The 23,197-nt window shown below is 71.8% G+C and carries 26 protein-coding genes; 10 read left to right on the top strand and 16 right to left on the bottom strand.

The window, feature by feature from the left end; all coding sequences use genetic code 11:
* Positions 1 to 118 precede the first annotated feature (118 nt).
* From AB0A63_RS23205 to AB0A63_RS23195, 3 genes are all read left to right on the top strand, one after another.
* Complete coding sequence (locus AB0A63_RS23205; RefSeq protein ID WP_360394933.1) at positions 119 to 658, top strand: hypothetical protein; 540 nt, start codon at positions 119 to 121, stop codon at positions 656 to 658.
* A 69-nt stretch (positions 659 to 727) separates the two neighbouring features.
* Positions 728 to 1,081, top strand: coding sequence for a hypothetical protein (locus tag AB0A63_RS23200; RefSeq protein ID WP_360394931.1), 354 nt, complete (start codon positions 728 to 730; stop codon positions 1,079 to 1,081).
* An 80-nt stretch (positions 1,082 to 1,161) separates the two neighbouring features.
* Positions 1,162 to 2,205, top strand: a complete 1,044-nt coding sequence (locus tag AB0A63_RS23195; RefSeq protein WP_360394929.1) for a hypothetical protein — start codon at positions 1,162 to 1,164, stop codon at positions 2,203 to 2,205.
* A 27-nt stretch (positions 2,206 to 2,232) separates the two neighbouring features.
* Here the strand turns inward: AB0A63_RS23195 and AB0A63_RS23190 are convergent, their stop codons facing one another.
* From AB0A63_RS23190 to AB0A63_RS23160, 7 genes are all read right to left on the bottom strand, one after another.
* Positions 2,233 to 3,396 (bottom strand): acyl-CoA dehydrogenase, encoded by a 1,164-nt coding sequence (locus tag AB0A63_RS23190; RefSeq protein WP_360394926.1) that lies wholly within the window; start codon positions 3,394 to 3,396, stop codon positions 2,233 to 2,235.
* A gap of 78 nt (positions 3,397 to 3,474) precedes the next feature.
* Positions 3,475 to 3,969, bottom strand: coding sequence for a 5-(carboxyamino)imidazole ribonucleotide mutase (gene purE / locus AB0A63_RS23185; protein ID WP_360394923.1), 495 nt, complete (start codon positions 3,967 to 3,969; stop codon positions 3,475 to 3,477).
* Positions 3,966 to 5,165: a 5-(carboxyamino)imidazole ribonucleotide synthase gene (locus AB0A63_RS23180; protein ID WP_360394920.1), complete on the bottom strand. Its 1,200-nt coding sequence runs from the start codon at positions 5,163 to 5,165 to the stop codon at positions 3,966 to 3,968. The genes purE and AB0A63_RS23180 overlap by 4 nt, the downstream gene beginning before the upstream one ends.
* A 99-nt stretch (positions 5,166 to 5,264) precedes the next feature.
* Positions 5,265 to 6,185, bottom strand: a complete 921-nt coding sequence (locus tag AB0A63_RS23175; protein ID WP_360394917.1) for a hypothetical protein — start codon at positions 6,183 to 6,185, stop codon at positions 5,265 to 5,267.
* The gene (locus AB0A63_RS23170; protein ID WP_360394914.1) at positions 6,182 to 6,976 is read right to left on the bottom strand and encodes an ABC transporter ATP-binding protein; all 795 of its coding nucleotides are present in this window, start codon (positions 6,974 to 6,976) and stop codon (positions 6,182 to 6,184) included. The genes AB0A63_RS23175 and AB0A63_RS23170 overlap by 4 nt, the downstream gene beginning before the upstream one ends.
* Positions 6,973 to 7,353, bottom strand: a complete 381-nt coding sequence (locus AB0A63_RS23165) for a GntR family transcriptional regulator (protein WP_360394912.1) — start codon at positions 7,351 to 7,353, stop codon at positions 6,973 to 6,975. The genes AB0A63_RS23170 and AB0A63_RS23165 overlap by 4 nt, the downstream gene beginning before the upstream one ends.
* Positions 7,354 to 7,538: 185 nt before the next feature.
* Positions 7,539 to 8,306 (bottom strand): GGDEF domain-containing protein, encoded by a 768-nt coding sequence (locus AB0A63_RS23160; RefSeq protein WP_360394909.1) that lies wholly within the window; start codon positions 8,304 to 8,306, stop codon positions 7,539 to 7,541.
* Between the two features lie 139 nt (positions 8,307 to 8,445).
* Here AB0A63_RS23160 and AB0A63_RS23155 point away from each other — a divergent pair, with 139 nt between their 5' ends.
* From AB0A63_RS23155 to AB0A63_RS23145, 3 genes are all read left to right on the top strand, one after another.
* Positions 8,446 to 10,671 (top strand): sigma-70 family RNA polymerase sigma factor, encoded by a 2,226-nt coding sequence (locus AB0A63_RS23155; protein WP_360394906.1) that lies wholly within the window; start codon positions 8,446 to 8,448, stop codon positions 10,669 to 10,671.
* Positions 10,672 to 10,760: 89 nt separating this feature from the next.
* Positions 10,761 to 11,360 carry a GtrA family protein gene (locus AB0A63_RS23150; RefSeq protein ID WP_360395657.1) on the top strand — a complete coding sequence of 200 codons (600 nt, stop codon included), beginning with the start codon at positions 10,761 to 10,763 and terminating at the stop codon, positions 11,358 to 11,360.
* Positions 11,290 to 11,823, top strand: coding sequence for a GtrA family protein (locus AB0A63_RS23145; RefSeq protein ID WP_360394904.1), 534 nt, complete (start codon positions 11,290 to 11,292; stop codon positions 11,821 to 11,823). The genes AB0A63_RS23150 and AB0A63_RS23145 overlap by 71 nt, the downstream gene beginning before the upstream one ends.
* Position 11,824: 1 nt before the next feature.
* Here the strand turns inward: AB0A63_RS23145 and AB0A63_RS23140 are convergent, their stop codons facing one another.
* Positions 11,825 to 13,099 (bottom strand): ATP-binding protein, encoded by a 1,275-nt coding sequence (locus tag AB0A63_RS23140; RefSeq protein WP_360394902.1) that lies wholly within the window; start codon positions 13,097 to 13,099, stop codon positions 11,825 to 11,827.
* Positions 13,099 to 13,773, bottom strand: a complete 675-nt coding sequence (locus AB0A63_RS23135) for a response regulator transcription factor (protein WP_360394899.1) — start codon at positions 13,771 to 13,773, stop codon at positions 13,099 to 13,101. The genes AB0A63_RS23140 and AB0A63_RS23135 overlap by 1 nt, the downstream gene beginning before the upstream one ends.
* A 32-nt stretch (positions 13,774 to 13,805) precedes the next feature.
* Between AB0A63_RS23135 and hisN the strand changes: the two genes are divergently transcribed.
* The gene (gene hisN, locus AB0A63_RS23130) at positions 13,806 to 14,585 is read left to right on the top strand and encodes a histidinol-phosphatase (protein ID WP_360394896.1); all 780 of its coding nucleotides are present in this window, start codon (positions 13,806 to 13,808) and stop codon (positions 14,583 to 14,585) included.
* Here the strand turns inward: hisN and AB0A63_RS23125 are convergent.
* Genes AB0A63_RS23125 through AB0A63_RS23110 form a run of 4 tightly spaced genes read right to left on the bottom strand, consistent with a single transcriptional unit; the run spans position 14,566 to position 18,260 of the window.
* The gene (locus AB0A63_RS23125) at positions 14,566 to 14,817 is read right to left on the bottom strand and encodes a hypothetical protein (protein WP_360394894.1); all 252 of its coding nucleotides are present in this window, start codon (positions 14,815 to 14,817) and stop codon (positions 14,566 to 14,568) included. The two genes, hisN and AB0A63_RS23125, sit on opposite strands and share 20 nt — an antisense overlap.
* Positions 14,814 to 17,465: a TNT domain-containing protein gene (locus AB0A63_RS23120; protein ID WP_360394892.1), complete on the bottom strand. Its 2,652-nt coding sequence runs from the start codon at positions 17,463 to 17,465 to the stop codon at positions 14,814 to 14,816. Before AB0A63_RS23120 ends, AB0A63_RS23125 begins: the two co-directional genes overlap by 4 nt.
* Before the next feature lies 1 nt (position 17,466).
* A complete protein-coding gene (locus AB0A63_RS23115; protein ID WP_360394889.1) occupies positions 17,467 to 17,781 on the bottom strand; it encodes a hypothetical protein in 315 nt (104 codons plus the stop codon).
* The gene (locus tag AB0A63_RS23110; RefSeq protein WP_360394887.1) at positions 17,778 to 18,260 is read right to left on the bottom strand and encodes a YbaB/EbfC family nucleoid-associated protein; all 483 of its coding nucleotides are present in this window, start codon (positions 18,258 to 18,260) and stop codon (positions 17,778 to 17,780) included. The genes AB0A63_RS23115 and AB0A63_RS23110 overlap by 4 nt, the downstream gene beginning before the upstream one ends.
* A gap of 98 nt (positions 18,261 to 18,358) precedes the next feature.
* On the opposite strand from AB0A63_RS23110, the gene AB0A63_RS23105 reads away from it, so the two are divergent.
* Positions 18,359 to 18,796 (top strand): MaoC family dehydratase, encoded by a 438-nt coding sequence (locus tag AB0A63_RS23105; protein WP_360394885.1) that lies wholly within the window; start codon positions 18,359 to 18,361, stop codon positions 18,794 to 18,796.
* 9 nt (positions 18,797 to 18,805) lie between these two features.
* Here the strand turns inward: AB0A63_RS23105 and AB0A63_RS23100 are convergent, their stop codons facing one another.
* The 3 genes from AB0A63_RS23100 to AB0A63_RS23090 are packed head-to-tail and all read right to left on the bottom strand — an operon-like array spanning position 18,806 to position 21,078.
* On the bottom strand, positions 18,806 to 19,735 hold the full coding sequence (locus AB0A63_RS23100) for a hydroxymethylglutaryl-CoA lyase (protein ID WP_360394883.1): 930 nt from the start codon (positions 19,733 to 19,735) through the stop codon (positions 18,806 to 18,808).
* Positions 19,722 to 20,246 (bottom strand): PH domain-containing protein, encoded by a 525-nt coding sequence (locus AB0A63_RS23095; protein ID WP_360394880.1) that lies wholly within the window; start codon positions 20,244 to 20,246, stop codon positions 19,722 to 19,724. Before AB0A63_RS23095 ends, AB0A63_RS23100 begins: the two co-directional genes overlap by 14 nt.
* Before the next feature lie 13 nt (positions 20,247 to 20,259).
* On the bottom strand, positions 20,260 to 21,078 hold the full coding sequence (locus AB0A63_RS23090) for a biotin--[acetyl-CoA-carboxylase] ligase (protein WP_360394877.1): 819 nt from the start codon (positions 21,076 to 21,078) through the stop codon (positions 20,260 to 20,262).
* Positions 21,079 to 21,195: 117 nt separating this feature from the next.
* On the opposite strand from AB0A63_RS23090, the gene AB0A63_RS23085 reads away from it, so the two are divergent.
* Positions 21,196 to 22,842 carry an acyl-CoA carboxylase subunit beta gene (locus AB0A63_RS23085; RefSeq protein WP_360394875.1) on the top strand — a complete coding sequence of 549 codons (1,647 nt, stop codon included), beginning with the start codon at positions 21,196 to 21,198 and terminating at the stop codon, positions 22,840 to 22,842.
* Entirely contained in the window at positions 22,839 to 23,075 is a 237-nt protein-coding gene (locus tag AB0A63_RS23080) for an acyl-CoA carboxylase subunit epsilon (protein ID WP_360394872.1), read from the top strand. Before AB0A63_RS23085 ends, AB0A63_RS23080 begins: the two co-directional genes overlap by 4 nt.
* Positions 23,076 to 23,197: the final 122 nt, after the last annotated feature.

The raw sequence follows: 23,197 nt of genomic DNA, 5'->3' as shown, positions 1-23,197 counted from the left end.
ATACACTTGTGGTTCTGCACAGAACTACGGTTCACTCTCGCCACTGAGTTCTGCACAGAGGTGGATGATGATTGCGCCCTACATAACCGCTTGGAGCGAGGAACACGACCTCCCGTGCGTGCTGGTGGACCGCCCCGACCACCGCCTCGGCTACGCGACCGAACTCCTCACCGACCGCGACCGGCACGGCGTCCTGTGGACCCAGACCGTTTCGCGCCGTGGTGACGGCCGCCCCGAGTTCGCCCGCGTCCACCCGCAGCGGCAACGGCGGGCGATGGAACGGTTGCTGTGCCAGGTGTGCGGCAACCCCGCCGACCAGGACGAGACCGGCGTCCTCTGGCTGCTGCGCGACTTCCGCGGCGACTGGCCGAACTGGCCGGAGGGCATGGCGTCGACGGAACCACCGGTGTGCCGCCCGTGCGTCCCGCTCTCCCGCCGCCTGTGCCCGTCCCTGCGCAAGGGCGTCGTGGCCGTGCGCGTCCGCCACCACCCGATCGCCGGCGTGCGCGGCTCGCTGTACCGCCCCGGCACCCTCGCCCCGGTCGCCGTCCGCGCCGGTGACTTCGCCTACGACGACCCCTTCGTGCACCGCGTGCTGGCCTCCGCACTGATCCGCGAACTGCGCGGCTGCACGGTCGCCGTTGATCTCGCTGGGTAGCTTCCGCAGCACCCGACCGTGACCTCGATTCCCCCTGTCGTGGCAGGTCAGGCGCGTTATGTTCGCCGCATGGGACGTTTCCTCGTAGCGCTCGCCCTCTCGGCGAGCACCGCACTGTTGACTCCCCACGCCGACGCCGAGCCGGCAGGTCGCTGGCAGGTCGAGCCGTGCCCCGCCGGCCAGAAGGCGCTCTGGCTGCCGCGCGTGGACACGGTCGGCACGGACCTCAGCTGCACAACGGAGGACGCCCGCAACGCGGCGGTGCAGGAGGCCGCGGGGAGCAACGACGCGGTGCGGTTGATGAACATCGTCATCGCGCTCGCGCAGCAGGAGTCGGACAAGTCGGTGACGGCGGACGCGGAGTGCGTGGTGGGGGCGAAGGCGGCGATCGGTGACGCGCTGGGGACGTGCGTGCCTGCTTGATGCCACGTGACGTGGCTTGTAATGGTCGTCGGGTGGCTCCCGATCAACAGCGTGCACCACCGCCGAGATCAGGAGCCGCAGTGACGTCGCCGAACTGGAAGGCCGAGTACGCCGAGGTCCGCTCGAAGTACGAGGCGTATGAGAAGAAATTGCGCGAGCTCGTGTGCGAGATCCTCGATCACGCCGGCATCGACGTCTTCCAGGTCGAGGGCCGGGTGAAGACGCTCGACAGTTTCGACGAGAAGATCCGACGGAAGTCCGGCAAGTACGACAACCCGCTCACCGACATGACGGACCTGGTCGGTGTGCGGATCATCGCTCACTACGTCGAGGACGTGGACCGGATCGTCGAGCTCCTGGGCAAGGAGTTCGAGGTTCGCGAAGAGCACTCGATGAACAAGCAGGACGAACTGGCGCCCGACCAGTTCGGTTACACGTCGAATCATCTGGTCGTGCGAATCGGGAGTCGGAGCGAACGGTTGGAGTGGGCGAAGTACGCCGACATTTCCGTCGAGTTCCAGGTCAGAACGATGTCGCAGCACGCCTGGGCCGCGATGCACCACAAGCTCGGCTACAAGCGCGAGGCTGACGTGCCGGTGCCGTTGCAACGGAAGTTGTTCCGGCTGAGCGCGTTGTTCGAGTTGGCGGATGAGCAGTTCTCCACCATCAAGGACGCCATCGACACACTGTCCGGCGAGTACTCCGACAGCGTGAGGCACGGCATCCTCGACATGAACGTCGACGCGCAGTCCATCGAAGCCTACTTGCGCAACAGCACCAAGGTATCGACGATCATCGAAGTGGCGAGAAAACTGAGAATCACCTACTGGGAGAGCAATCTCAGCGTGCTGGTGGCGATCGCCGGGGCGCTCGACGCGAGGACCATCGGGGAGTTCGACGGGTTGCTGCCAGACGGGACCTCAGCGCACCGGGTGCTCACCGCGTTTTTGTCGGTGTTCGGCCCTCGGTCAGAAGGCCGCGCGATCGAAGTCAGCCTGGGAAGCATCATCGCAACCTTCAACGGTCTGACAGAAGAACAGTTCACGCGAATCTTCCCCGACAGCGACAGCACAGGCTGGAGGATGTTCGAGGTAATCCACAAGAGGCTGCGGAGCCAGGAGTGAGGTTCTGGCTCCGCAACACCCGACGATCTAGCCGTTCAGAACCGCGCGCGACATCACAACGCGCTGGATCTGGTTCGTGCCCTCGTAGATCTGCGTGATCTTCGCGTCCCGCATCATCCGCTCCACGGGGAAGTCCCGCGTGTACCCCGCCCCACCGAACAGCTGCACGGCATCGGTGGTCACCTGCATGGCCACGTCGGACGCGAAGCACTTGGCCGCAGCGGTGATGAAGCCGATGTTCGGCTCACCACGCTCAGCCTTCGCAGCGGCGACGTACACCATGTGCCGCGCGGCCTCGATCTTCATCGCCATGTCGGCGAGCATGAACTGCACGCCCTGAAAGTCCGAAATGGACTTCCCGAACTGCTTGCGGTCCTTGACGTACGCGACCGCGGCCTCCAGGGCACCCTGCGCGATGCCCACGGCCTGCGCACCGATCGTCGGACGCGTGTGGTCCAGGGTGCGGAGAGCCGTCTTCAGGCCGGTCCCCGGCTCACCGATGATCCGGTCGGCGGGGATCGTGCAGTTCTCGAAGTAGATCTCGCGGGTCGGCGAGCCCTTGATGCCGAGCTTGCGCTCCTTCGGGCCGACGGAGAAGCCGGGGTCGTCCTTGTGCACCACGAAAGCAGAGATGCCGGCGGACTTCTTGGCCGCCTGCGGATCCGTCACCGCCATGACCGTGTACCAGGTGGACTCGCCGGCGTTGGTGATCCAGCACTTGGTGCCGTTGAGCACCCAGTGGTCGCCATCCAGCAGAGCACGCGTGCGCATCGAGGCGGTGTCCGAGCCGGCCTCGCGCTCCGACAGGGCGTAGGAAGCCATCGCCTCACCGGAGGCGATGGACGGCATGACGAGCTGCTTGAGCTCCTCCGAGGCCGACAGGAGGATCGGCATGGTGCCGAGCTTGTTCACCGCCGGGATCAGCGAGGAGGACGCGCAGACGCGGGCCACCTCCTCGATCACGATGCAGGTGGCGACGGAGTCGGCACCCTGGCCGTCGTAGGACTCGGGGACGTGGACGGCGGCGAAGCCGGCCTTGACCAGGGCGTTGTGCGCCTCCACCGGGAAGCGCTCGTTCTCGTCGACCTCGGCCGCGTACGGCTTGATCTCCTTCTCGGCGAGCGAGCGGACGGCCTCTCGCAGCGCCTCGTGCTCCTCGGCGAGCTGGTAGGTGCCGAAGCTCGGGTTCACCTTGTTACCTCCCGGTAGCGAGTACTCGGCACGATGTTAGCGCCCGTTCACATCGGGCGCTGCTGTGCCGTTGAGCACTCAGAGGGACTTCTGCAGAGCCGCGTCCTTGTCTAGTACGAGCTGCTCGAGTTCTGCCTGGAAGCGGGCCATGCGCTCCTGCAACGCCACATCGGACGAAGCCAGCACCCGCACGGCCAGCAGGCCCGCGTTGCGCGCTCCACCCACCGAGACAGTGGCCACCGGGACGCCTGCGGGCATCTGCACGATCGAGAGCAGCGAGTCCATGCCGTCGAGGTACTTCAGGGGCACCGGGACGCCGATGACCGGCAGCACCGTGGCGGAGGCGACCATGCCGGGCAGGTGGGCGGCGCCGCCCGCGCCGGCGATGATCACCCGCAGGCCGCGCGACGCCGCGGAGGACGCGTAGTCGAGCATGCGCTGCGGGGTGCGGTGGGCGGAGACGACGCTCACCTCGAACGGCACGTCGAACTCGGCCAGTGCCTCGGTGGCGGCCTTCATCACCGGCCAGTCCGAGTCGCTGCCCATGATCACGCCAACCTGAACCGCACTCACTGCGCGCTCCGCTTCTCTTCGCCGTGGATGTCGTAGCCGTCCGACCAGACGCCGGTGGACAGCCAGTCCGCCGCCAGCCGTGCGCGCGTGCGGACCGTCGTCATGTCGTTGCCGAGGAACGTCACGTGGCCGACCTTGCGGCCCGGCCGTTCCTCCTTGCCGTAGAGGTGCACGTGCGCGTCCGGGAAACGGGCGAACAGGTGGTGCACGCGCTCGTCCGGGCCCATGGCGGGCGGTTCGGTGGCGCCCAGCACGTTCGCCATCACCACGGCCGGGGCCATCAGGTCGGTGCGGCCGAGGGGGTAGTCGAGGACCGCGCGCAGGTGCTGTTCGAACTGGGAGGTGCGGGCGCCCTCGATGGACCAGTGGCCGGAGTTGTGGGGGCGCATGGCGAGCTCGTTCACGACGACGCCGGAGGCGGTCTCGAACAGCTCCACGGCCAGCACGCCCACGACGCCCAGCGCGTCGGCGACCTTCAGGGCCAGCTCCTGGGCCTCGTCACCGTCCAGCGCGGGGGCGGGGGCGAGGACCTCGACGCAGATGCCGTCGGACTGCACGGTCTCGACGACCGGCCACGCGGCGCCCTGGCCGAACGGCGAGCGCGCCACCACGGCGGCCAGCTCGCGGCGCATCGGCACGCACTGCTCGACCATCAGCGGTGTCCCGGCCTCCAGCAGCTCGGGCACGACCCGTTCGGCGCCCGACGGGGTGTTCAGCATCCACACGCCACGGCCGTCGTAGCCGCCGCGGACCGCCTTCAGCACGCACGGCCAGCCGTGTTCGGCGCCGAACCGCAGCACGTCGCGGACGTCGTTCACCTCGGTGAACGGCGGCACCGGCAGGCCCAGCTCCGCCAGCCGCACCCGCATCTTCAGCTTGTCCTGCGCGTACTGCAGCGCGTCCGGGCCGGGGTGCACCTTCACGCCCTCGGCGACGAGCGCGCGCAGGTGGTCGCCGGGCACGTGCTCGTGGTCGAACGTGACCACCTCGCAGCCCTTCGCGAACGAGCGCAGCGCGTCGAGGTCGGTGTGCGTGCCGAGGACCACGTCGCGCGCCACGAGGGCGGCGGGGTCGTTCTCCGAGACGGCGAGCACGCGCAGCGACTGTCCGAGCGGGATCGCGGCCTGGTGGGTCATGCGGGCGAGCTGCCCGCCGCCGATCATTCCGACGACGGGGAGACGGGTACGGGAGTCCACGGTTCAGGCAGCCTACCTGCACGTTCCGCAACCGCCGAACGGTGCCTGCTGAACGGCCACACCCCCAGTGGAGCCGTTCAGCAGGCGAGCGGGACCGGCCTACCCCTGCGCCGGGGCGGGGGCGACCGGAGCCGTCGAGACGTCACGGCGGTGCGAACGCGAGGGTCGCCAGCCGCCGCCGTTGCGCAGCAAGCGGAACGTCAGCCACAACGCCGCCGCGGCCAGTGCCGCGCAGACGCCGAACTCGATCCAGCGGAAGACGTCGATGCGGTCCGCCGGCTGGTAGTCGGTGTAGGTGCCGATGGCGGAGCCGGTGCGGCGCATGCAGCCGTTGGGGACCAGGCCCGCGCACTGGTCGGGCACGGGCACCGGTTCCAGGTCGCGGCCGACGAAGCCGTCGCCGATCTTCAACGCGTCGTTCGGCACCGCCGGGTTCTGGTCCCAGCGCGCGATCGAGCGGTGCACCGGCAGGTAGCGGTCGCGGGCCACCACGGCGAGCACGGTCCGGACGACGGTGTAGCAGACGAGGGTCGCGGCCATGGCGGTGAGCGTGTGCCGGGTCAGCAGACCGGCCAGGACGCCGATGGCGAGGCCCAGCAGCGCGTACCCGACCTGCACCAGCCAGTTCGCCTCGAACATCGGCCACGACCGGTCCTCGCTGCCGCCCAGGCCGTCGCCGACGCCGACCAGCGCGGCGAGCACCGCGGCGAGCAGGCCGAGCACGACCAGCTTGCCGCGCAACCACCGCGCGGGCGTGACGTCCTGCCCCCAGGCGACGAAGTAGGTGCGTTCCTCCAGCTCGCGGGCCAGCAGCGGGGCACCCCAGAACGCCCCGACGACAGCGCCGAACCCGAGCTGCACCACCAGGCCGTAGAACGCGGCCAGCGTCATCGTCACCTGGAAGTGCCGCAGCTCCGCCGACACGAGCCCGTACGCCGCGAACAGGGCGAGGGCCGAGGTCGTGGTGATGGCCCAGCGGTGCTGGCGCCACGTCAGCCAGATCATCGTCTCCGCGTTCACGCCGCACGCTCCAGGTGTGCCACGACCAGCTCCTCCAGCGTCACGTACCGGGCGGTCCACGGCTCGTCCACCCGTGCACCGCCGGAGCGCACCAGGAACGTCGACTGCGCCTGACCGTGCCTGGCCAGCACCACTGGCCCCTCCACCGGTGGCTGCGAGGCGTGCGGGCCGGTGTAGAGGACGTGCTCCTCCAGCAGCTCGTCGGTGTCGCCGTCGACGAGCACGCGGCCGTCGTGCATCAGCAGCAACCGGTCGGCGACGCCACCGATCTCGGCGACGACGTGCGTCGAGAAGACGAGCGTCATGCCGTTGTCGGAAACCTCGGTCAGCAACGCGCTCATGACCCTGCGGCGCGCCAACGGGTCCAGTTCGGACAGTGGTTCGTCCAGCAGCAGCACGTCCGGGCGCGCGCCCAACGCCAGCGCCAGCGTCACGTGGGTGCGCTGGCCGCCGGAGAGGTCGCCCATCTGCAGCCGTCGCGGCACCTTGAACCTGGTCAGCCACGCGTCGGCGAGGTCGTTGTGCCACACCGCGTTCATCCGCCGGCCGAACTGCAGGACGTCCGCCACCTTGAAGTTGCGGTAGATCGGCTTGTGCTGCGGCACGTACGCGACGCGGCCCGCGACCGCCGTGTGCCCCGACTCCGGGGGCAGGTGCCCGGCCAGCACGTTCAGCAGCGTCGACTTGCCGGAACCGTTGGCGCCGACCACGGCGGTGACGCTGCCCGGCGGCAGCTCGAAGGAGACGCCACGGATGGCCCACTTCGAGACTTCGGCCGCGACCACGCTCATTGCGCTCCCCTGCTCAGCACCTCGCGCAGCAGCGCGTAGATGTCCTCGTCCTCCAACCCGGCGGCGCGTGCCCCCGCGACCCAGCCGGCGAGCGTGACCCGCAGCGGGTCCAGGTCCTCGGGGGCGGCGGACCCCAGGGACGCCTTGACGAAGGTGCCGGAGCCCTGGCGGGCCTCGACGAGACCGGCGAGCTCCAGCTCGCGGTAGGCCTTCAGCACGGTGTTCGCGTTCACCCCGCTGCGCGCGACGACGTCGCGGACCGTCGGCAACCGGTCGCCCGGCTGCAACCAGCCGAGCCTCATGGCCTCCCTGACCTGCTGCCCCAGCTGCAGGTACGCCGGAAGGCCACTGCCGCGGTCGACGTGGAACTCGACCACACACGCTCCCCAGATTGTGCTACTGAACTAAGACAATAGAACACTTCCCGCGCCGTTGTGAAGTGCACGCGGGGAGCTTTCGTACTCCAGGAGCGCACGCGGGGGCCCCGCGTTCCCCAGAAGGGAACGTGGGGTCCCCGCGTGACGGTGGGGAACGGGGAGCGCGCGGGCGCGGGACAGGGGGGTCAGCGTCCGAGCGACGTGAGGAGGGCGCAGGCCTGGGAGTGGGTGTCGGGGAGGCGTTCGGTCCACACCTTCGCGGGACCGGCCGGGCTGACGTGCGGGTCGTCGGCGAGCCGGTCCGCGCTGAGGACGCGCAGGTTGGAAACGCGGCGCGCGAGGGTCTCGTCGCGGCGGGCCAGCACCGCGGCCACGCTCGGGCCGAGGGTCGCCAGGGTCTCGCCGCCGTCGAAGACCGTGCGCAGGGCGTCGGAGGCCAGCGTCATCGCGACCACGCGGGACCAGCCCGTGGCGCGGTGCGTGTCGAGGCGCAGCAGCACCAGCGCGTAGTCGAGCGGCACGACCGGCGTCTCGCGGTACACCTCGCCCAGCCGCGTCCGCAGGTAGGCGGTGGTGGCCAGCCCGGTCAGCGGGTCCTCGGCCGCGCAGTCGCCCGCCTGCCTCGTCACCACGTCCGCCCACCCCAGCGCCGTCGTGCGCACCATCCGCGACGGGAGCGCGTCGACGTCCGGCGACACGACGTGCGACTCGTCGGTCAGCACGGCGTGCAGCGCCGCCAGGTCGAGCAGCGTCTCGCCGAGACCGGCACCCGCCTCGGCACGAGCCCGGCCGAGCCGCACGAGCGCGTCGGAGGGGTCGGTGCCCTCCGACACCGCCGCGCACACCTCGTCGACCTCGGCGAGCGGCCAGTCTGCGGGGAACGCCCAGCCCGCGGCCATCGTGGCGGTCCGCCATCTGGCCTTCAGCAGGCGTTCCGCTTGTGCGACTCCCACCCGGTCCGTCTCCCTTCTCCGTGGATTCCAGGTGGGAGACGCGCCCGTGCCCGGCTCGTGACGCAACCCTCGCGGGGGATTGAGATGACTCTTCCGCGGGCCGTAGGTCACACTGGGCGCGCGAGGAGGGGAAAGAATCTTGGCGACCGTTCCTGCAGACGTCCAGGGCCCGAGCGACGCGGAACTCATCGAGTCCGTGCGCGGAGGGACCATCGACGCCTACGGCCAGTTGTACGAACGGCACGTCTCGGCGGCCTACAACCTCGCCCGCCAGTTGGCCCGCTCGCAGGCCGAGGCGGACGACCTGGTGTCGGAGGCCTTCGCGAAGGTGCTCGACACGCTGCGCGCCGGCCGCGGCCCCGACTCGGCGTTCCGCGCGTACCTGCTGACCGCGCTGCGGCACACCGCCTACGACAAGACCCGCCGCGACAAGAAGGTCGACCTCACCGAGGACATGACCGACGTCGCGCCGCCCGTGGCGTTCAGCGACACCGCGGTCGCCGGTCTGGAACGGTCGCTCGCAGCGCGCGCGTTCGCCGCGTTGCCCGAGCGTTGGCAGACAGTGCTCTGGCACACCGAGATCGAGGGCCAGTCGCCCGCCGAGGTCGGCCCGCTGCTCGGGTTGACGGCCAACGGCGTGTCCGCGCTCGCCTACCGCGCCCGCGAGGGCCTCAAGCAGCAGTACCTGCAGATGCACCTGGCCGAGACCGACGCCGAGCGCTGCAAGGCGACCGTCGACCGGCTCGGCGCGTGGACCCGCGCCGGTCTGTCCAGGCGCGAGGCGACGCAGGTCGAGGCGCACCTCGACGAGTGCTACCGGTGCCGTTCGCTGGCCGCGGAGCTCGCCGACGTCAACGGCGCGCTGCGCGGGTTCGTCGCCCCGCTGGTGCTGGGCGCGGGTGCCGCCACCTACCTCACGGTCGCGGGCGCGACCAAGGTCGCCGTCGGTGCCGGTGCCGCTGCGGGTGGCGCGGGCGCGGCCGGTGCCGCGCTGCCCCGCCAGCTGCTCACCGTCGGTGGTTCCGCCGTCGCGGTGGTGGCCGCCGTCGCGATCGCGCTCGCCTCCGGTGGCGGCGAGCAGGCGCCCGCGCGGGTGCAGGCCGAAGCGCCGCCCGCGCAGACGATCGTCCAGCCTCCGCCCCCGCCCGCGGTCCAGGTGCCGACGCCCGTCCCGCCACCTCCGCCGCCGGCACCGGTCCCGACTCAGGAGCCGGCGCCCGAAGCGCCGGTCCCCGCCCCGCCGCCGCAGGCGCCACCGGCCGAGGAGCCCGCTCCGCCGCCGCCCGCCGTGCTGACCCCGACCGTCCCGACCGGGTTCACGCTCACGCCCGGCGAGGAGGCCAAGGACCTGCCGATCACCGTCCGCAACACCGGCGGCACCGCGGCACCGCCCGCGAGCATGGTGCTCACGCTGCCACCGGGCGTGCTGTCGACCGGCGGGCCCTCGTCGTTCGCCGCGCGCCTGCTGCAACCGGACGGCGCCGCCGACCAGACCGTGAACTGCCCGGCCGGCAGCGGCGTGATCACCTGCACGACCCCGCAGGGCATCGCCCCCGGCGGGCAGGCGACGTTCCTCTTCCGGCTGCGCGCCACGCCCGAGGCGGTGACCGGCGTCATCACCGGCGCCGTCAGCGCGGGCACGGCGATCAGCGTGAACGTCAGCGTCGGCGTCGAGGTGCCGCCGGTCAACGACGACATCGAGCTCACCGCCTCGACGTGGCACCAGGTGTTCTGGGACCCGCGGGTCGACGTCCAGGTGCGCAACCGCGGACCGCGGCCGGGCACGCTGAAGCTGGAGCTGTCCGCGTCGTCCGACGTCGTGGTGTTCACGCCGTACCGCGACTGCACGCGCACGGACAGGAACGTCCTCCGCTGCGTCGCGGACCTCGAACAGGGCGCGAAGTTCCGGATGTCCGCGTGGGCGTTCGGGCTGCCGCACCGGGGCGGGTCGATCACCGTGACCGCCACCCTGGGCAACGCGACGAAGTCGGTGACCGTGCCGGTGAAGGGGCGGCCGAACCACTGGCCGGTCGACCCGGTGGAGCCACCGGCCCCGGCCCCCGTGCCGACGACCGAGCCGGCGAAGCCGACCGAACCCACGAAGCCGGGCCGGACGACCGAGCCGACGAAGCCGTCCACGCCGGTCGAACCGGCCGAGCCGACCACCCCGACGGTGCCGCAGGTCCCGGTGCCGACCCTGCCGCTGCCGTCCACACCGCCGTCGACCACGGTGCCGGTGCCGCCCACGACCACTCCGCCCACGACGCCACCACCCACGTCGGAGCCGTGCGAGCCGCCGCCGGTGTGGCGGCTGCCGCTGATCCCGGACCTCCTGCCGTGGCCGTGCCGGACGCCTGAACACTGATTTCCGGACATTCCAGACCAATCCGGACGTTGCGGAAAGTAACACCCCGGGGCGATGGCCGTTACCTTGATCCGTAAGCTGGCGCGGTGCTGCCGATCGCTCGCAAGGTCCTGAGCTGGTTCCCCGAACCTCTCCGGTTCCTCATCAACAAGCACCGTGAGCTGATCCGGTTCGCCGTCGTCGGCGGCACGACGTTCCTCATCGACAACGGCGTCTGGTACGCGCTGAAGCTGACGATCCTGACCGACAAGGTCGTCACGGCCAAGGTCATCGGCGTGCTGGTGGCGATCATCGCCTCGTACGTGCTGTCGCGCGAGTGGTCGTTCCACACCCGCGGCGGCCGCGAGCGCCACCACGAGGCGGCGCTGTTCTTCCTGGTCAGCGGCCTGGGCGTGGCGATCAACATCCTGCCGCTGTGGCTGTCGCGGCACCTGTTCGGCCTGCAGGCGCCAGCCGTGCCGGCCCTGACCGAGGAGATCGCCGACTTCGTGTCCGGCTCGATCATCGGCATGCTGCTCGCGACCGGGTTCAAGTTCTGGGCCATGCGCCGGTGGGTGTTCCCGGACGCCGGTGCCCGGCCTGACCGGCGAGTTCACCCGATCTCCGTAGACTCGTCTCGTGTCACTATCCGAAACAGTGGTCTCCCGGTTTCCGGAACCGATCCGGTCGATCGCGCTGAAGCATCGTGAACTGGTCAAGTTCGCCCTGGTCGGGGGCACCTGCTTCATCATCGACACGGTGCTGTTCTTCGGCATCAAGACCCTGGTGCTCCCATCGCACCCGGTGACGGCGAAGATCATCGCGACCCTGGTCGCCACGATCGTGTCGTACGTCCTGAACCGCGAGTGGTCATTCCGCACCCGAGGCGGCCGTGAACGGCACCACGAGGCCGCGTTGTTCTTCCTGGTCAACGGGATCGGCATCGTGCTGAACTCGGCGCCGCTGTGGGTATCGCGCTACCTGTTCGACCTCCAGGAGCCGCACGTCACGCGGGTGACGGAGGAGCTGGCGGACTTCCTCAGCGCGCAGATCGTCGGCACGCTGGTCGCGATGGCGTTCCGCTGGTACGGGTACAAGAAGTGGGTGTTCCCCGAGGAGAACGCCCGCAACCAGCGCCCCCTCGACGACGAGCAGGCGCTCGGCCACTCCTGAGCTACCGGGGCGTGTTCGGCGCCTTCCAGGGGATGCCGACCACGTCCTTGGCCTTCGGGACCGGCAGGAACACCGCGAACGTCGCGGGCCGTGCCGTCGACAGCTCCAGCCGCCCGCCGTCCGCGTCGACGAGCGCGCGGGCCAGCGCCAGGCCCACGCCCGTGGAGCCACCGCCGGACACGCCACGCTCGAAGATGTGCGCGGCCAGCTCATCCGGCACACCGGCGCCGCCGTCGGACACCTCGACCACGACCGTGCCCTCCTCCCCTCGCGCGGAGACGACGACGGAACCCTCGCCGTGGCGCAGGGCGTTGTCGAGCAGCACGCCGATGGCCTCGCGCAGACGGGCGGGCGTGGCGCGCGCGAGCAGGCCATCGGGCACACGGACGCGCAACGCACGGCCCTGGCTCTTGACCTGTTCACGCCATTCCTCGGCGATGGCGGTCAGGGCGGGGCGCATCTCCAGCGGTTCCGCATCCACGGCACGGGCGGCGCGGGCGGCTGCGAGGAGCTCGTCGAGGACGGCGGCCAGGCGTTCGGCCTGTTCGAGGGCGGCACGGGCCTCGGCGGCCGTGTCGGGTTCCGGGTGCTCGGCAAGGGCCTCCAGGCGCAGCTGCAGTGCCGTCAGGCGGCTGCGGAGCTGGTGGGAGACGTCACCGACGAGCTCACGTTCGCGTTGGACGAGGCGGGCGAGGGCGGTGGCGGAGGTGTCGAGGGCCTCGGAGACGGCGTCGAGCTCGGGGATGCCGAAGCGCTGGCCGTCCTCGCGGAAGTCGCCGGCACCGAGGCGGGACGCGCGGGTCGCGACGTAGATGAGGGGCCGCGACAACGTCTGCGCCGTCACCAGCGCGACGACCGTGCCGGTGCCGACGGAGAGCGCGAGCAGCAGCAGCACCAGGCCCGCCACCTGGTACTGCGTGGTGTGCATGGGACCGGAGGGGATCTCCAGCCGCACGGTGCCCTGCTGGGCGATCGTCAGCTCGACGGTCAGCGGGTCGGCGCCGGGCGACGGACCGGTCACGGTCGTCGCGCCCCCGGACACCACGGTGAGGCGGCCACCGGTGGGAACGGCGAACTTCACGGCCTCGACGTCCAGGACCTGCCGGCCGGCGATCTGGTCGTCGAGCTTGGTCGCGATGCTCTGGGCGCGTTCGGTGAGGTCACCGCGGGCGCTGTCCTCGACGAGCGTCAGCGCCGAGTAACCCAGCGGGAGGCCGAGCACGAACCCGGTGACGGCGACGGCGAGCAGGATCGCCCGCAGGATGCGGCGGCGCATCAGTCGGCGTTGAAGCGGAAACCGCGGCCGCGCACGGTCGCGATGCGCTTCTCCGCGGAGTTCGGGGTGCCGTCGCCGAGCTTCCGCCGCAGCCACGACATGTGCATGTCGAGCGTCTTGCTGCCCTTGAGGTCCGGGTCGTTCCAGACCTCGGAGAGGATCTCGTCGCGGCTCACGACCTGACCAGCGCGCTGGATCAGCACCTTGAGCAGCTCGAACTCCTTGTTCGCCAGCTGGACCTCCCCGCCGTCGACGGTCACCCTGCGCGCGGCCAGGTCGACCCGCACGCCGTTGACCTCCAGCGTGCCGGGCGCGCGGCGGCGCAGCAGGGCGCGGATGCGGGCCATCAGCTCCGCCAAGCGGAACGGCTTGGCCACGTAGTCGTCCGCGCCCGCGTCCAGGCCGACCACGAAGTCGACCTCGTCGGCACGGGCCGTGAGCATCAGCACCGGGATGCCCCTGCCGTTCTGCCGGAGTCTGCGGCACACCTCCAACCCGTCCATGCCGGGCAGTCCCAGGTCGAGCACCAGGAGGTCGATGCCCCCGGTGATCGCGGCGTCGAAGGCGCTCGGCCCGTCCCCGACGACCTGCACCGAATAGCCCTCCCGCGTCAACGCGCGGGAGAGCGGTTCCGCGATGGCCGGGTCGTCCTCGGCCAGCAACACCACGCTCACGGCAATCAGACTATTCGTGGAACGATCGCCGCGTGTCACGCCACGATGCTGATCTCGAACTCGCCCTGCGCCTCGCCGACGCCGCCGACGCGATCACCGCCACCCGGTTCCGCTCCCACGACCTCGCAGTCGAGCGCAAACCGGACCGCACCCCCGTGACCGACGCCGACATCGCCGTCGAGGACGCCGTCCGCGCGCTGCTCACCGCCGAACGCCCCGACGACGTCGTCATGGGCGAGGAACGCGGCGGCACGCTGGACGCCGCACGGGTCTGGGTGCTCGACCCGATCGACGGCACCAAGAACTTCCTGCGCGGCGTGCCGATCTGGGCAACGCTGATCGCCCTGGTCGTCGACGGTGTACCGGTCGTGGGCGTCGTGTCGTCTCCCGCGCTGGGCCGCCGCTGGTGGGCCGCCGCGGGCGGGGGCGCGTTCGCCTCCGACGCCGCCGGTGAGCGGGCGATCTCCGTGTCCGGGGTGCGAGAGCTGGAGGACGCCTACGTCTCGACGACCGACCTCAAGACGTGGGTGCGGTACCGCACCCGCGAGTCGTACCTGCGGCTGGTCGACGCCACCTGGGAGAGCCGCGCGTTCGGCGACTTCTACCAGCACTGCCTGGTCGCCGAGGGTGCGATCGACCTGGCCCCGGAAGCGGTCGCGAACCCGTGGGACATCGCGCCGTTCCAGGTGCTGGTGACCGAGGCGGGTGGCCGCTTCACCTCACTGGAGGGTGAGGAGCGCTACGACGCCGGCAACGTGCTGACGTCGAACGGCCACCTGCACGAGGCCGCTCTCACGCTGTTGGCGCCGTGAGGGTTCCGCGTGCGACCTGGGCCCAGGCGAGGCGGCCGAAGAGGTAGTGGCACGCCACGCTCTCGTCGTCGAACCTGGCCCAGTCGTACCGGTTGCCCTGCTCCTGCCAGAACACCTCGTAGCCGTCCTCGGTGAGGACGCACCAGCGCTGGTCCGCCTCCTCGCCGATGCTGACGACGTCGTCCGGCACACCGATCCTGGTCAGCCACTCGGGCAGCGTCTCGACGTTCATGCGGTGATCTCCGTGAGGTAGCCGAGCGCGACGAGGTCGGCGACCGGGTGGGTGGTGCGGTACCGCGCGCCGCCGCCGGGCTGGCCGAACCAGGGTGCGCTGATCGTGCGGTGGACGGGCAGGTCGCGGACGACCCGGTAGCGGCGGTAGCCCTGTCCGGCGCTGTGCGGCGGCAGGGACCGCTCCGCGTACGGCGTGCCCGCGGTGCTCAGGACCCGGCCCTCCGGCGTGCCGAACCGGTCGAGCTCCGCGCCCGCCTGGAGCACCTCCGGCTGGCTGGCCTCGTAGCCGCCCTCGCGTTCGGCGGGCCACCTCGGCTCGCCGTCCTCGGTGAGGAAGAGGGCGTCCCAGTCGCGTTCGTGCATGCCCGCCAACGGGTCGTAGCCCTCCAGCAGGGCCTGCACGACCGGGTGGTCCGCGCCGAGCCCACCGGTCGGCTCGAACGGCCGCGGGGTGGACGGGTCGACCAGGTCCGCCCGCGGGTGGTCCTGCGGGGCGAACCGGGCGACCGGCTCGGTCTCCTCCTGCTTCGGCGCGGGCAGCTGGCGTGCGGGCTTCGGGGCCAGTCGCGGGGGCTGGCCCGCGCTGAGGAAGACCGCCATGAACCAGCTGCCGACCGCGGCCGCCGTGTAGGCGTGGCGGGCGATGTCGTAGGCGATGCCGGGCGCACCGGCCAGTGCCTGCGACTGGTCGCGGTTCTCCAGGCGGTCGGCGATCGGGCTCGACTGCTGGCCGAGGTCCACGCCGGGGGCCACCGGGGCCGAGACGAGGGTGTCGCCGGGGTTCGGTGCGGTGGAGCCACCGGTCGCGGCACCGCCGGGCGCGTCGTCGGCCGGGTCGGGCAGGCCGTCCTTGAGCAGGGCGTCCTTCGCCGGGTCCTTGGAGAGGCCGTCCTTGGTGAGGCCGTCCTTGGCACCGGGCTGGCCCTGACCGGGCTGGCTGCCGGACTGGCTGGATTGGCCGGACTGGGAGATCTGGCCGGGACCGCTCTGGCCGGTCTGGGTGCCGAGCTGGCCCGGCTGGTTGCCGAAGGCCTGCCCCGCCGCACCCGCGGCACCTGCCGCGCCGGGCGCACCCGCCTTGCCCGCTGCGGACTGCGCACCCGGACCGGACTGCGCGCCGGGGCCGGACTGGGCACCCGGCTGAGCCGCACCCTGGGCCGCGGCCTGGGCACCGGGCTGAGCGCCGACCTTGGCACCCTGCTGACCCTGACCCTGCTGGCCCTGACCGGTCGCACCGGCCTGGCCCTGCTGACCGGCGACCGCGGCGCCCGCGTGGGCCGCTGCGGCCGGAGCCGCGCCGACGGCACCGGCGGCACCACCCACCGCGCCACCGACACCACCGGCGGGTCCGCCGATCGGGCCGGACGGGCCGGACGGGCCGCTCATCGCCGGGCCGGCGGGTGCGTTCGGAGCGCTCGGGGCACCGGTCTGCGGGGCCGCGGGCTGGTTGTGCAGATCGGGCGTGAACGGGCGGTCGAGGACCGCGGCACCCGCGGCCTGCGTGGTGCCCTCGGCGACGGGGCCGAGGCTGCCGTGGACGCTCGGGATGGCGTCGGCGGCGTGCTGCGCGACCGGGGCGACGGCGTCGGCGACCGGGCCGAGCACCTGCGGCAGGACCTGCGGGCCCTGGCCGCGGCCGGGGCCTTCGCCACCGCGGCCGGGACCGTCGGCAGGACCCTGGCCCCCACCCTGGGCGGGACCGTGGCCCTCACCGCGACCCTCACCGCGGCCGTGCCCGTCACCGGGTCCGTCGACCGCGTCGAGGACCGGTGCGGCGGCCTCGCGGCCACCGGGGACCGCGTCGAGGACGGGCGCCACGACGGCGGCGGCCGGTGCGGTGACCGGGGCCGCGGCGTCGAGTACGGGTGCGGCGACGTCGGTCACGGCGCCGACCACCGGGGCGACCGGGGCGGTGACCGCGCCGAGCACGGGTGCGACCGGTGCCGTCACCGCGCCGACCACGGGGGCCACGGGCGCGGTCACGCCGGACACGACCTCGGCGACCGGGGCGGTGACACCGGTGACGACCTCGCCGACGGGCGCGAGGACGCCGCCGAGCAGACCGCCGGGAGCACCACCGAGGTTCAGGCCGGGGCCGTGGGAGCCGGGCGCGGTGTTGACCGGCTGGCCGGCCTGGCCCATGTCGACCCCGTTGTCCAGGCGGATGGCGGAGGTCAGGGTGTTGGTCAGGTTCGCGACGTTGGCCGCGGCGCCGCGGATCAGCGTCTCGAGGCCGAGCAGCGCGGTCTGGTTGCCGGTGCCGGCGGCGGCCTTGGCGGCGTCGTTGTTCTTCGCGAGCGTCACGAGCTCGCGGACGATCTCGACCTTGGCGGCACCGACCTGCTTGGCGGCGTGGTCGAGGCGCGCGGCGGCGGCGTGGCAGCCCTTCGCGGCGCGCTGGAGGTCGCCGTCGGGTGCCACGACCTTGGTCCACGTACCGCGTGCGGCGTCACCGGTCGCGCCGTGCAGGCTCTCGAACGCGCGGCCGGCGGCGCCGTCGGCGGAGGCACCCAGCCGGGTGATCTTGTCGCCGGCCTCGCGCCAGGCCGTGGCACTGGCGCGCAGCTTGTCCTCGTCCGCCTTGGGCCACGAGACGCCTGCCTTGGCGGCGACCTCGGCGAGTTCGGCGGGAAGCTCGATGCCCATGTCAGCCGTCCAACCTTCTCATCGCGGTCGCGTTGCTCTCCTCGACGTGCCGGTACGTCTCCGCGGTCTTGGCGAACTTGTCGCCGACGCCGCCGAACGTGGTCGCGACCGAGGTCAGCGCCGCGGCCGTGGAGTTCGCGGGACCCACGTGCGAGTCGGCGAAGCTGCGCCCGGCCGCGTCGTCGCCCCAGCAGGCACCGAGCGCCGACAGCGTCTTCTCGAGCGCACCCGTGACCTCACCGGCCTGCGCGGCGAACCCGCGCAGCTCGCCGGCACCGGCGTCGAGCCGGCCCAGATCGGCGTCGTACCCGGTCATCGCGCCCTCCTGTTGATGAGTTCGGAGTCGAGCCAGCTCTCGCGCTGCTCGTTGTCCTCGTCGTCGTCCACGCGCCGGCGCGCGGGCTGCTGACCCAGGACCGCCCGGTTGTCGTCGAGCCCGTACTCGTCCGGCTTGAGGTCCGCGGTGCCCGCGACCAGCGCCGCGGGGTCCGTGGCGGCGGGCAGCACGGCGCTCAACGCCTGGTAGGTGCCCTCGGCGGCCTGCGCGGCAGCGGCGGCCACGGTGCGCACGACCAGCTCGGCGAGCTGCTCCGGCCGGTGCCGCCGGTAGGCCACCTCGGACAGTTCCAGCGCCGTGAGCTCGCCGCGGCCGCTCACCGTCGCCGTGACCGTCCCGTCCGGACTGCTCGCCCGCCCGGCCACGGTCGCCAGCTCGCGCTGAACGGACGCCAGCTGCTCGCGGCTGCGCCGGTAGTCGGCCATCAGCTCCTCGACCTGCGCACGGTGGTCGTCCACCGAGTCCCCCTCACACGCATAGCCCTGGGCTCGGGCTGCTTGGACGCCGTTGCCATTAGATCGGTTCCCGGCGACTTCAGTTACGTACGATCAACGACGTGTTCGCTTTCGAGGATCTGCCGGCAGGCCGAATCATCCCGCTCGGCGAGGTGGTCGTCGACCGGGACGAGATGGTCGACTTCGCCCGGAAGTTCGACCCGCAGCCGTTCCACCTGGACGAAGAGGCTGGCCGCGACTCGATTTTCGGTGGGTTGTCCGCTTCCGGCTGGTACACAGCGTCCCTCTGGATGCGCGTCTACGTCGACAAGGTCCTCTCGAACTCCACCGGGCAGGGCTCGCCGGGGGTGCGGGAGCTGCGCTGGCTCGCGCCGGTGTTCGCGGGCGACCGGCTCGCGTTCGAGGTCGAGGTCCTCGGCGCGCGGCTGTCGAAGAGCCGGCCGGGACTCGGGCTCGTGGAGATGCGCGGGTCGGCCCTGCGCGGCGGCGAGCTGGTCTACCGGTTCGAGTCGACGGGGATGTTCGGCACCCGCGGCTGACCGGACCCGCTACCCCGCCAGCGCCCGCACGACCCGCGACGGGCTCGGCCGCCCGAGCCGTTCCGCCATCCACACCGACGTCTCGACCAGCTTGTCGAGGTCCACGCCGGTCTTCACGCCCAGCCCGTCGAGCATCCACACCAGGTCCTCGGTGGCGAGGTTCCCGGTCGCCGACTCCGCGTACGGGCACCCGCCGAGCCCACCGGCCGACGAGTCCACGGTCGTGACGCCGCACCGCAACGCGGCCAGCGTGTTCGACAGCGCCTGGCCGTAGGTGTCGTGGAAGTGCACGGCGAGCCGGGAGACGTCGCGGAACTCGCCCAGCAGCGCCTCGACCTGGCCCGGCGTGGCGACACCGATCGTGTCGCCGAGCGAGAGCTGCGAGCAGCCCAGGTCCAGCAGCCGTTCGCCGACGGCCACGACCTGGGAGCGGGGCACCGCGCCCTCCCACGGGTCGCCGAAGCACATCGACACGTACCCGCGCACCGACAGGCCCGCCGCCAGCGCACGGGTCACCGTCGGCTCGAACATCTCGAACTGCGAGTCCAGCGTCCGGTTCAGGTTGCGCGAGGCGAACGTCTCGGTGGCCGACGCGAAGATCGCGATGTGCGTGACGCCGGCCTCCAGTGCGCGGTCGAGGCCGCGCTCGTTCGGCACCAGCACCGGGTAGGTGACCCCGGCCCTGCGGTCGAGGCCGGCCAGCAGCTCGGCGGCGTCGGCCAGCTGCGGCACCCACTTCGGGTGCACGAAGGACGTGGCTTCCAGGACGGACAGACCGGCGGTCGCCAGGCGGTCGAGGAACTCGATCTTCACCTCGACCGGCACGACCGCGGACTCGTTCTGCAGGCCGTCCCGCGCGCCGACCTCCCAGATCGTCACCGACGACGGCAGCGAACCGGAGCCGACCACGTCGGGCAGGCCGACCTCACGCGCGCCCATTGATGGTCCTCTGCTCGAAGTCGTCTTCGGGGTTGTCGTTCATCTCGCGGTACAGCAAGGTGTGCACCTTCTCCACGGACGGTACGTCGTCGATCGGGATCGGCGCGTCCGACGCCGACTCGACGACCAGGGTGCCGCAGCCGAGCACGCGGTCGACGAGGCTCTGCTCGAACCGGACGCTGTTCACCCGCGACAGCGGGATGTCCAGGCCGGTGCGCTTGACCACGCCCTCGCGGTAGATCACCCGGTCCGAGGTGATCACGAGGTGGGTCGTCCGCCAGCGGGCCAGCGGCACGAGCGTCAGCCCGACGACCAGCAGCAGCGCGACGACCGCCAGCACGGTCCAGGCGATGCCCGCCCACGACAGGTCACCGACGAGCCCGGCCAGGTACGTGCCGAGCACGACCACCACCAGCAGCCAGAACACCGGGAGGACCAGCACCTTCCAGTGCGGGCGCCGGTGGATCACGACGTGCTCGCCGGAACTCAGCAGGTCGTCGGGGTAGGCCATGGGACAACCCTAGCTACGCAGGGCGCAAATGCACCACGTCACCAGCGGACACGCCGTGGTCGACGCCGTCGGTGCCGCGCACGACGAGGGTGCCGTCGGGCTCGATCCGCTGGGCCGTGCCCTCCAGCTGCACGCCACCGGCGAGCTCGACGCGCACGCGTTGCCCGACGGTCGCGCAGTGCTCCTGGTACTCCTCCAGCACACCGGACTCCACGGCGTCGCCGCCGTTCTTGCGCCACACGCCTTCCAGCCCCGCCAGCTCGACGAGCAACCGGAAGGCCAGCTCGCCGCGGTCGAGCTCGCTCGCGCCCACGTCGGCCAGCGACGTCGGGGCGAGCCCACCCGGCGCGGGCTGCACGTCGTCCGGCAGGGCCGCGACGTTCAGGCCGATGCCGACCACGACGGCCGGCTCCACGCCCGCGGTGATCTCGGACAGGATTCCGGCGCCCTTCTCGCCCTTGGCGCCGAGCAGCAGGTCGTTGGGCCACTTCAGCGCCGCCTCGACCCCGGTCGAGTGGGCCACCCGCACGAGCGCCAGCCCGGCGATGAGGTTCAGCCACGGCAGCCGCTGCGCCGGCACGTCCGCCGGCCGGAACAGCACGCTGACGTACAGCCCGCCCTCCGGCGACGACCAGCTGCGCCCGCGCCGGCCCTGCCCCGCGCTCTGCTCCAGCGCGATCAGCACGGAGCGGTCCCGCGCGCCCGCGACGGCGGCGGCGGTGAGGTCCGCGTTCGTGGAGGCGGTGGTCTGCACGACGTCGAGCGCGGCGTACGGACCGTGGGGTGCGACCAGCCGCGCGCGCAGCGCTTCGGCGTCGAGTGCGGTGTCCATCGCGCCAGGCTATTGGAACGGAAGAGGGTACGTGCGATCGAACACGACCAACAGGTTGCCGTGACCTGGACAACTGCACGGGGCAGTTCAGCAATGGTCTCGTTAGGCTGCGAGCCCATGAGCAGTGCGACCGAGCCGATCGGAAGCGTCCCCGGCGACGCTTCAGGCGCTCCCGACGTCCACACCACCGCGGGCAAGCTCGTTGACCTCTACCGGCGCAACGACGAGGCGGTCCACGCCGGCTCGGCGCGCGCGGTCGAGAAGCAGCACGCGAAGGGCAAGAAGACCGCCCGCGAGCGCATCGACCTCCTGCTCGACCCCGGCTCGTTCGTCGAGCTGGACGAGCTGGCGCGGCACCGCTCCACGAACTTCGGGCAGGAGACCAACCGCCCGTACGGCGACGGCGTGGTGACCGGTTACGGCACCGTCGACGGCCGTCCGGTGTGCGTGTTCTCCCAGGACGTCACGGTGTTCGGCGGCTCGCTCGGCGAGGTCTACGGCGAGAAGATCGTCAAGGTCATGGACCTGGCGATCAAGACCGGCCGCCCGATCATCGGCATCAACGAGGGCGGCGGCGCGCGCATCCAGGAGGGCGTCGTCTCGCTCGGCCTGTACGGCGAGATCTTCACCCGCAACGTCCGCGCGTCCGGCGTGATCCCGCAGATCTCGCTGATCATGGGCTCGAACGCGGGCGGGCACGTCTACTCCCCCGCGCTGACCGACTTCGTGGTGATGGTCGACCAGACCTCGCACATGTTCATCACCGGCCCGGACGTCATCAAGACGGTCACCGGCGAGGACGTGACGTTCGAGGAGCTGGGCGGCGGCCGCACGCACAACACCAGGTCCGGCAACGCGCACTACCTCGGCAGCGACGAGGAGGACGCCATCGCGTACGTGAAGGAGCTCCTCTCGTACCTGCCGTCGAACAACCTGTCCGACGCGCCCGCGTTCGAGCCCACCCTGGCCGCCGGCTCGATCTCCGACTCGATCACCGACGACGACCGCGCGCTGGACACGCTCATCCCGGACTCCGCGAACCAGCCGTACGACATGCACGAGGTCATCAACCGCGTGCTCGACGACGGCGACTTCCTGGAGGTCCAGCCGCTGTTCGCGCCGAACATCCTGGTCGGCTTCGGCCGCGTGGACGGCCACTCCGTCGGCGTCGTCGCGAACCAGCCCACCCAGTTCGCCGGCTGCCTCGACATCGACGCCTCCGAGAAGGCCGCGCGGTTCGTGCGCACCTGCGACGCGTTCAACATCCCGGTGCTGACGTTCGTGGACGTGCCCGGCTTCCTGCCCGGCACCGACCAGGAGTGGAACGGCATCATCCGCCGCGGCGCCAAGCTGATCTACGCCTACGCCGAGGCCACCGTCCCGCTCGTCACCGTCATCACCCGCAAGGCTTACGGCGGCGCGTACGACGTCATGGGCTCCAAGCACCTCGGCGCCGACATCAACCTCGCGTGGCCCACCGCGCAGATCGCCGTCATGGGTGCGTCCGGCGCGGCGAACATCGTGCACCGCAAGAAGCTGGCCGCTGCGGCAGCCGGTGGTGAGGACGTCGACGCGTTGCGCGGCCGGTTGCAGCAGGAGTACGAGGACGCGCTGTGCAACCCGTACGTGGCCGCCGAGCGCGGGTACGTCGACTCGGTGATCCCGCCGTCCTACACGCGCGGGTACGTGGCGCGGGCGTTGTCGATGCTGCGGGACAAGCGGGAGACGTTGCCGCCCAAGAAGCACGGGAACATCCCGCTGTGAGCGCCGCGGACGAGCAGGCCGCTCCCGAACGGCCGTTGCTGCGGGTCGTCAAGGGCGCGCCGGACGACTACGAGCTGGCGGCGCTGACGGTCGTCGTGGCCGGGCTGGCCGCGGGTGGGCCGGTCGAGGACGCGCCGGCGCCGCGGTCGGAGTGGGCCAACCCCGCCCGGCGGGTGCGCAGGCCGTTGCAGCACGGGCCGGGGGCGTGGCGCGCCTCGGGTCTCCCCGGCTGATCCGGCGTCTGCAAGTACCAACCCCCCAGCCCCTCGGGGGGTCTTGCAGACGCCGTCTGGGGAGCCGGGTACGCCGCGGGGCCGGTAGTCGAGGCCCCCCGCCCCCACCCCCCACCGGTGCG

This window comes from Lentzea sp. NPDC042327, from assembly GCF_040647275.1.
Lineage (GTDB): Bacteria > Actinomycetota > Actinomycetes > Mycobacteriales > Pseudonocardiaceae > Lentzea.
Note: the sequence above shows the minus strand (reverse complement) of the source record. Positions and strands in the feature narration are given on the sequence as shown.

Excerpts from the sequence above, each read along its gene's own strand:
- AB0A63_RS23200 (WP_360394931.1), top strand. The coding sequence starts at position 728 with ATGGGACGTTTCCTCGTAGCGCTCGCCCTCTCGGCGAGCACCGCACTG.
- AB0A63_RS23170 (WP_360394914.1), bottom strand. The coding sequence starts at position 6,976 with ATGAGCGTGGTCGCGGCCGAAGTCTCGAAGTGGGCCATCCGTGGCGTC.
- AB0A63_RS23140 (WP_360394902.1), bottom strand. The coding sequence starts at position 13,099 with ATGCGCCGCCGCATCCTGCGGGCGATCCTGCTCGCCGTCGCCGTCACC.
- AB0A63_RS23125 (WP_360394894.1), bottom strand. The coding sequence starts at position 14,817 with ATGAACGTCGAGACGCTGCCCGAGTGGCTGACCAGGATCGGTGTGCCG.
- AB0A63_RS23120 (WP_360394892.1), bottom strand. The coding sequence starts at position 17,465 with ATGGGCATCGAGCTTCCCGCCGAACTCGCCGAGGTCGCCGCCAAGGCA.
- AB0A63_RS23115 (WP_360394889.1), bottom strand. The coding sequence starts at position 17,781 with ATGACCGGGTACGACGCCGATCTGGGCCGGCTCGACGCCGGTGCCGGC.
- AB0A63_RS23100 (WP_360394883.1), bottom strand. The coding sequence starts at position 19,735 with ATGGGCGCGCGTGAGGTCGGCCTGCCCGACGTGGTCGGCTCCGGTTCG.
- AB0A63_RS23095 (WP_360394880.1), bottom strand. The coding sequence starts at position 20,246 with ATGGCCTACCCCGACGACCTGCTGAGTTCCGGCGAGCACGTCGTGATC.
- AB0A63_RS23090 (WP_360394877.1), bottom strand. The coding sequence starts at position 21,078 with ATGGACACCGCACTCGACGCCGAAGCGCTGCGCGCGCGGCTGGTCGCA.
- AB0A63_RS23085 (WP_360394875.1), top strand. The coding sequence starts at position 21,196 with ATGAGCAGTGCGACCGAGCCGATCGGAAGCGTCCCCGGCGACGCTTCA.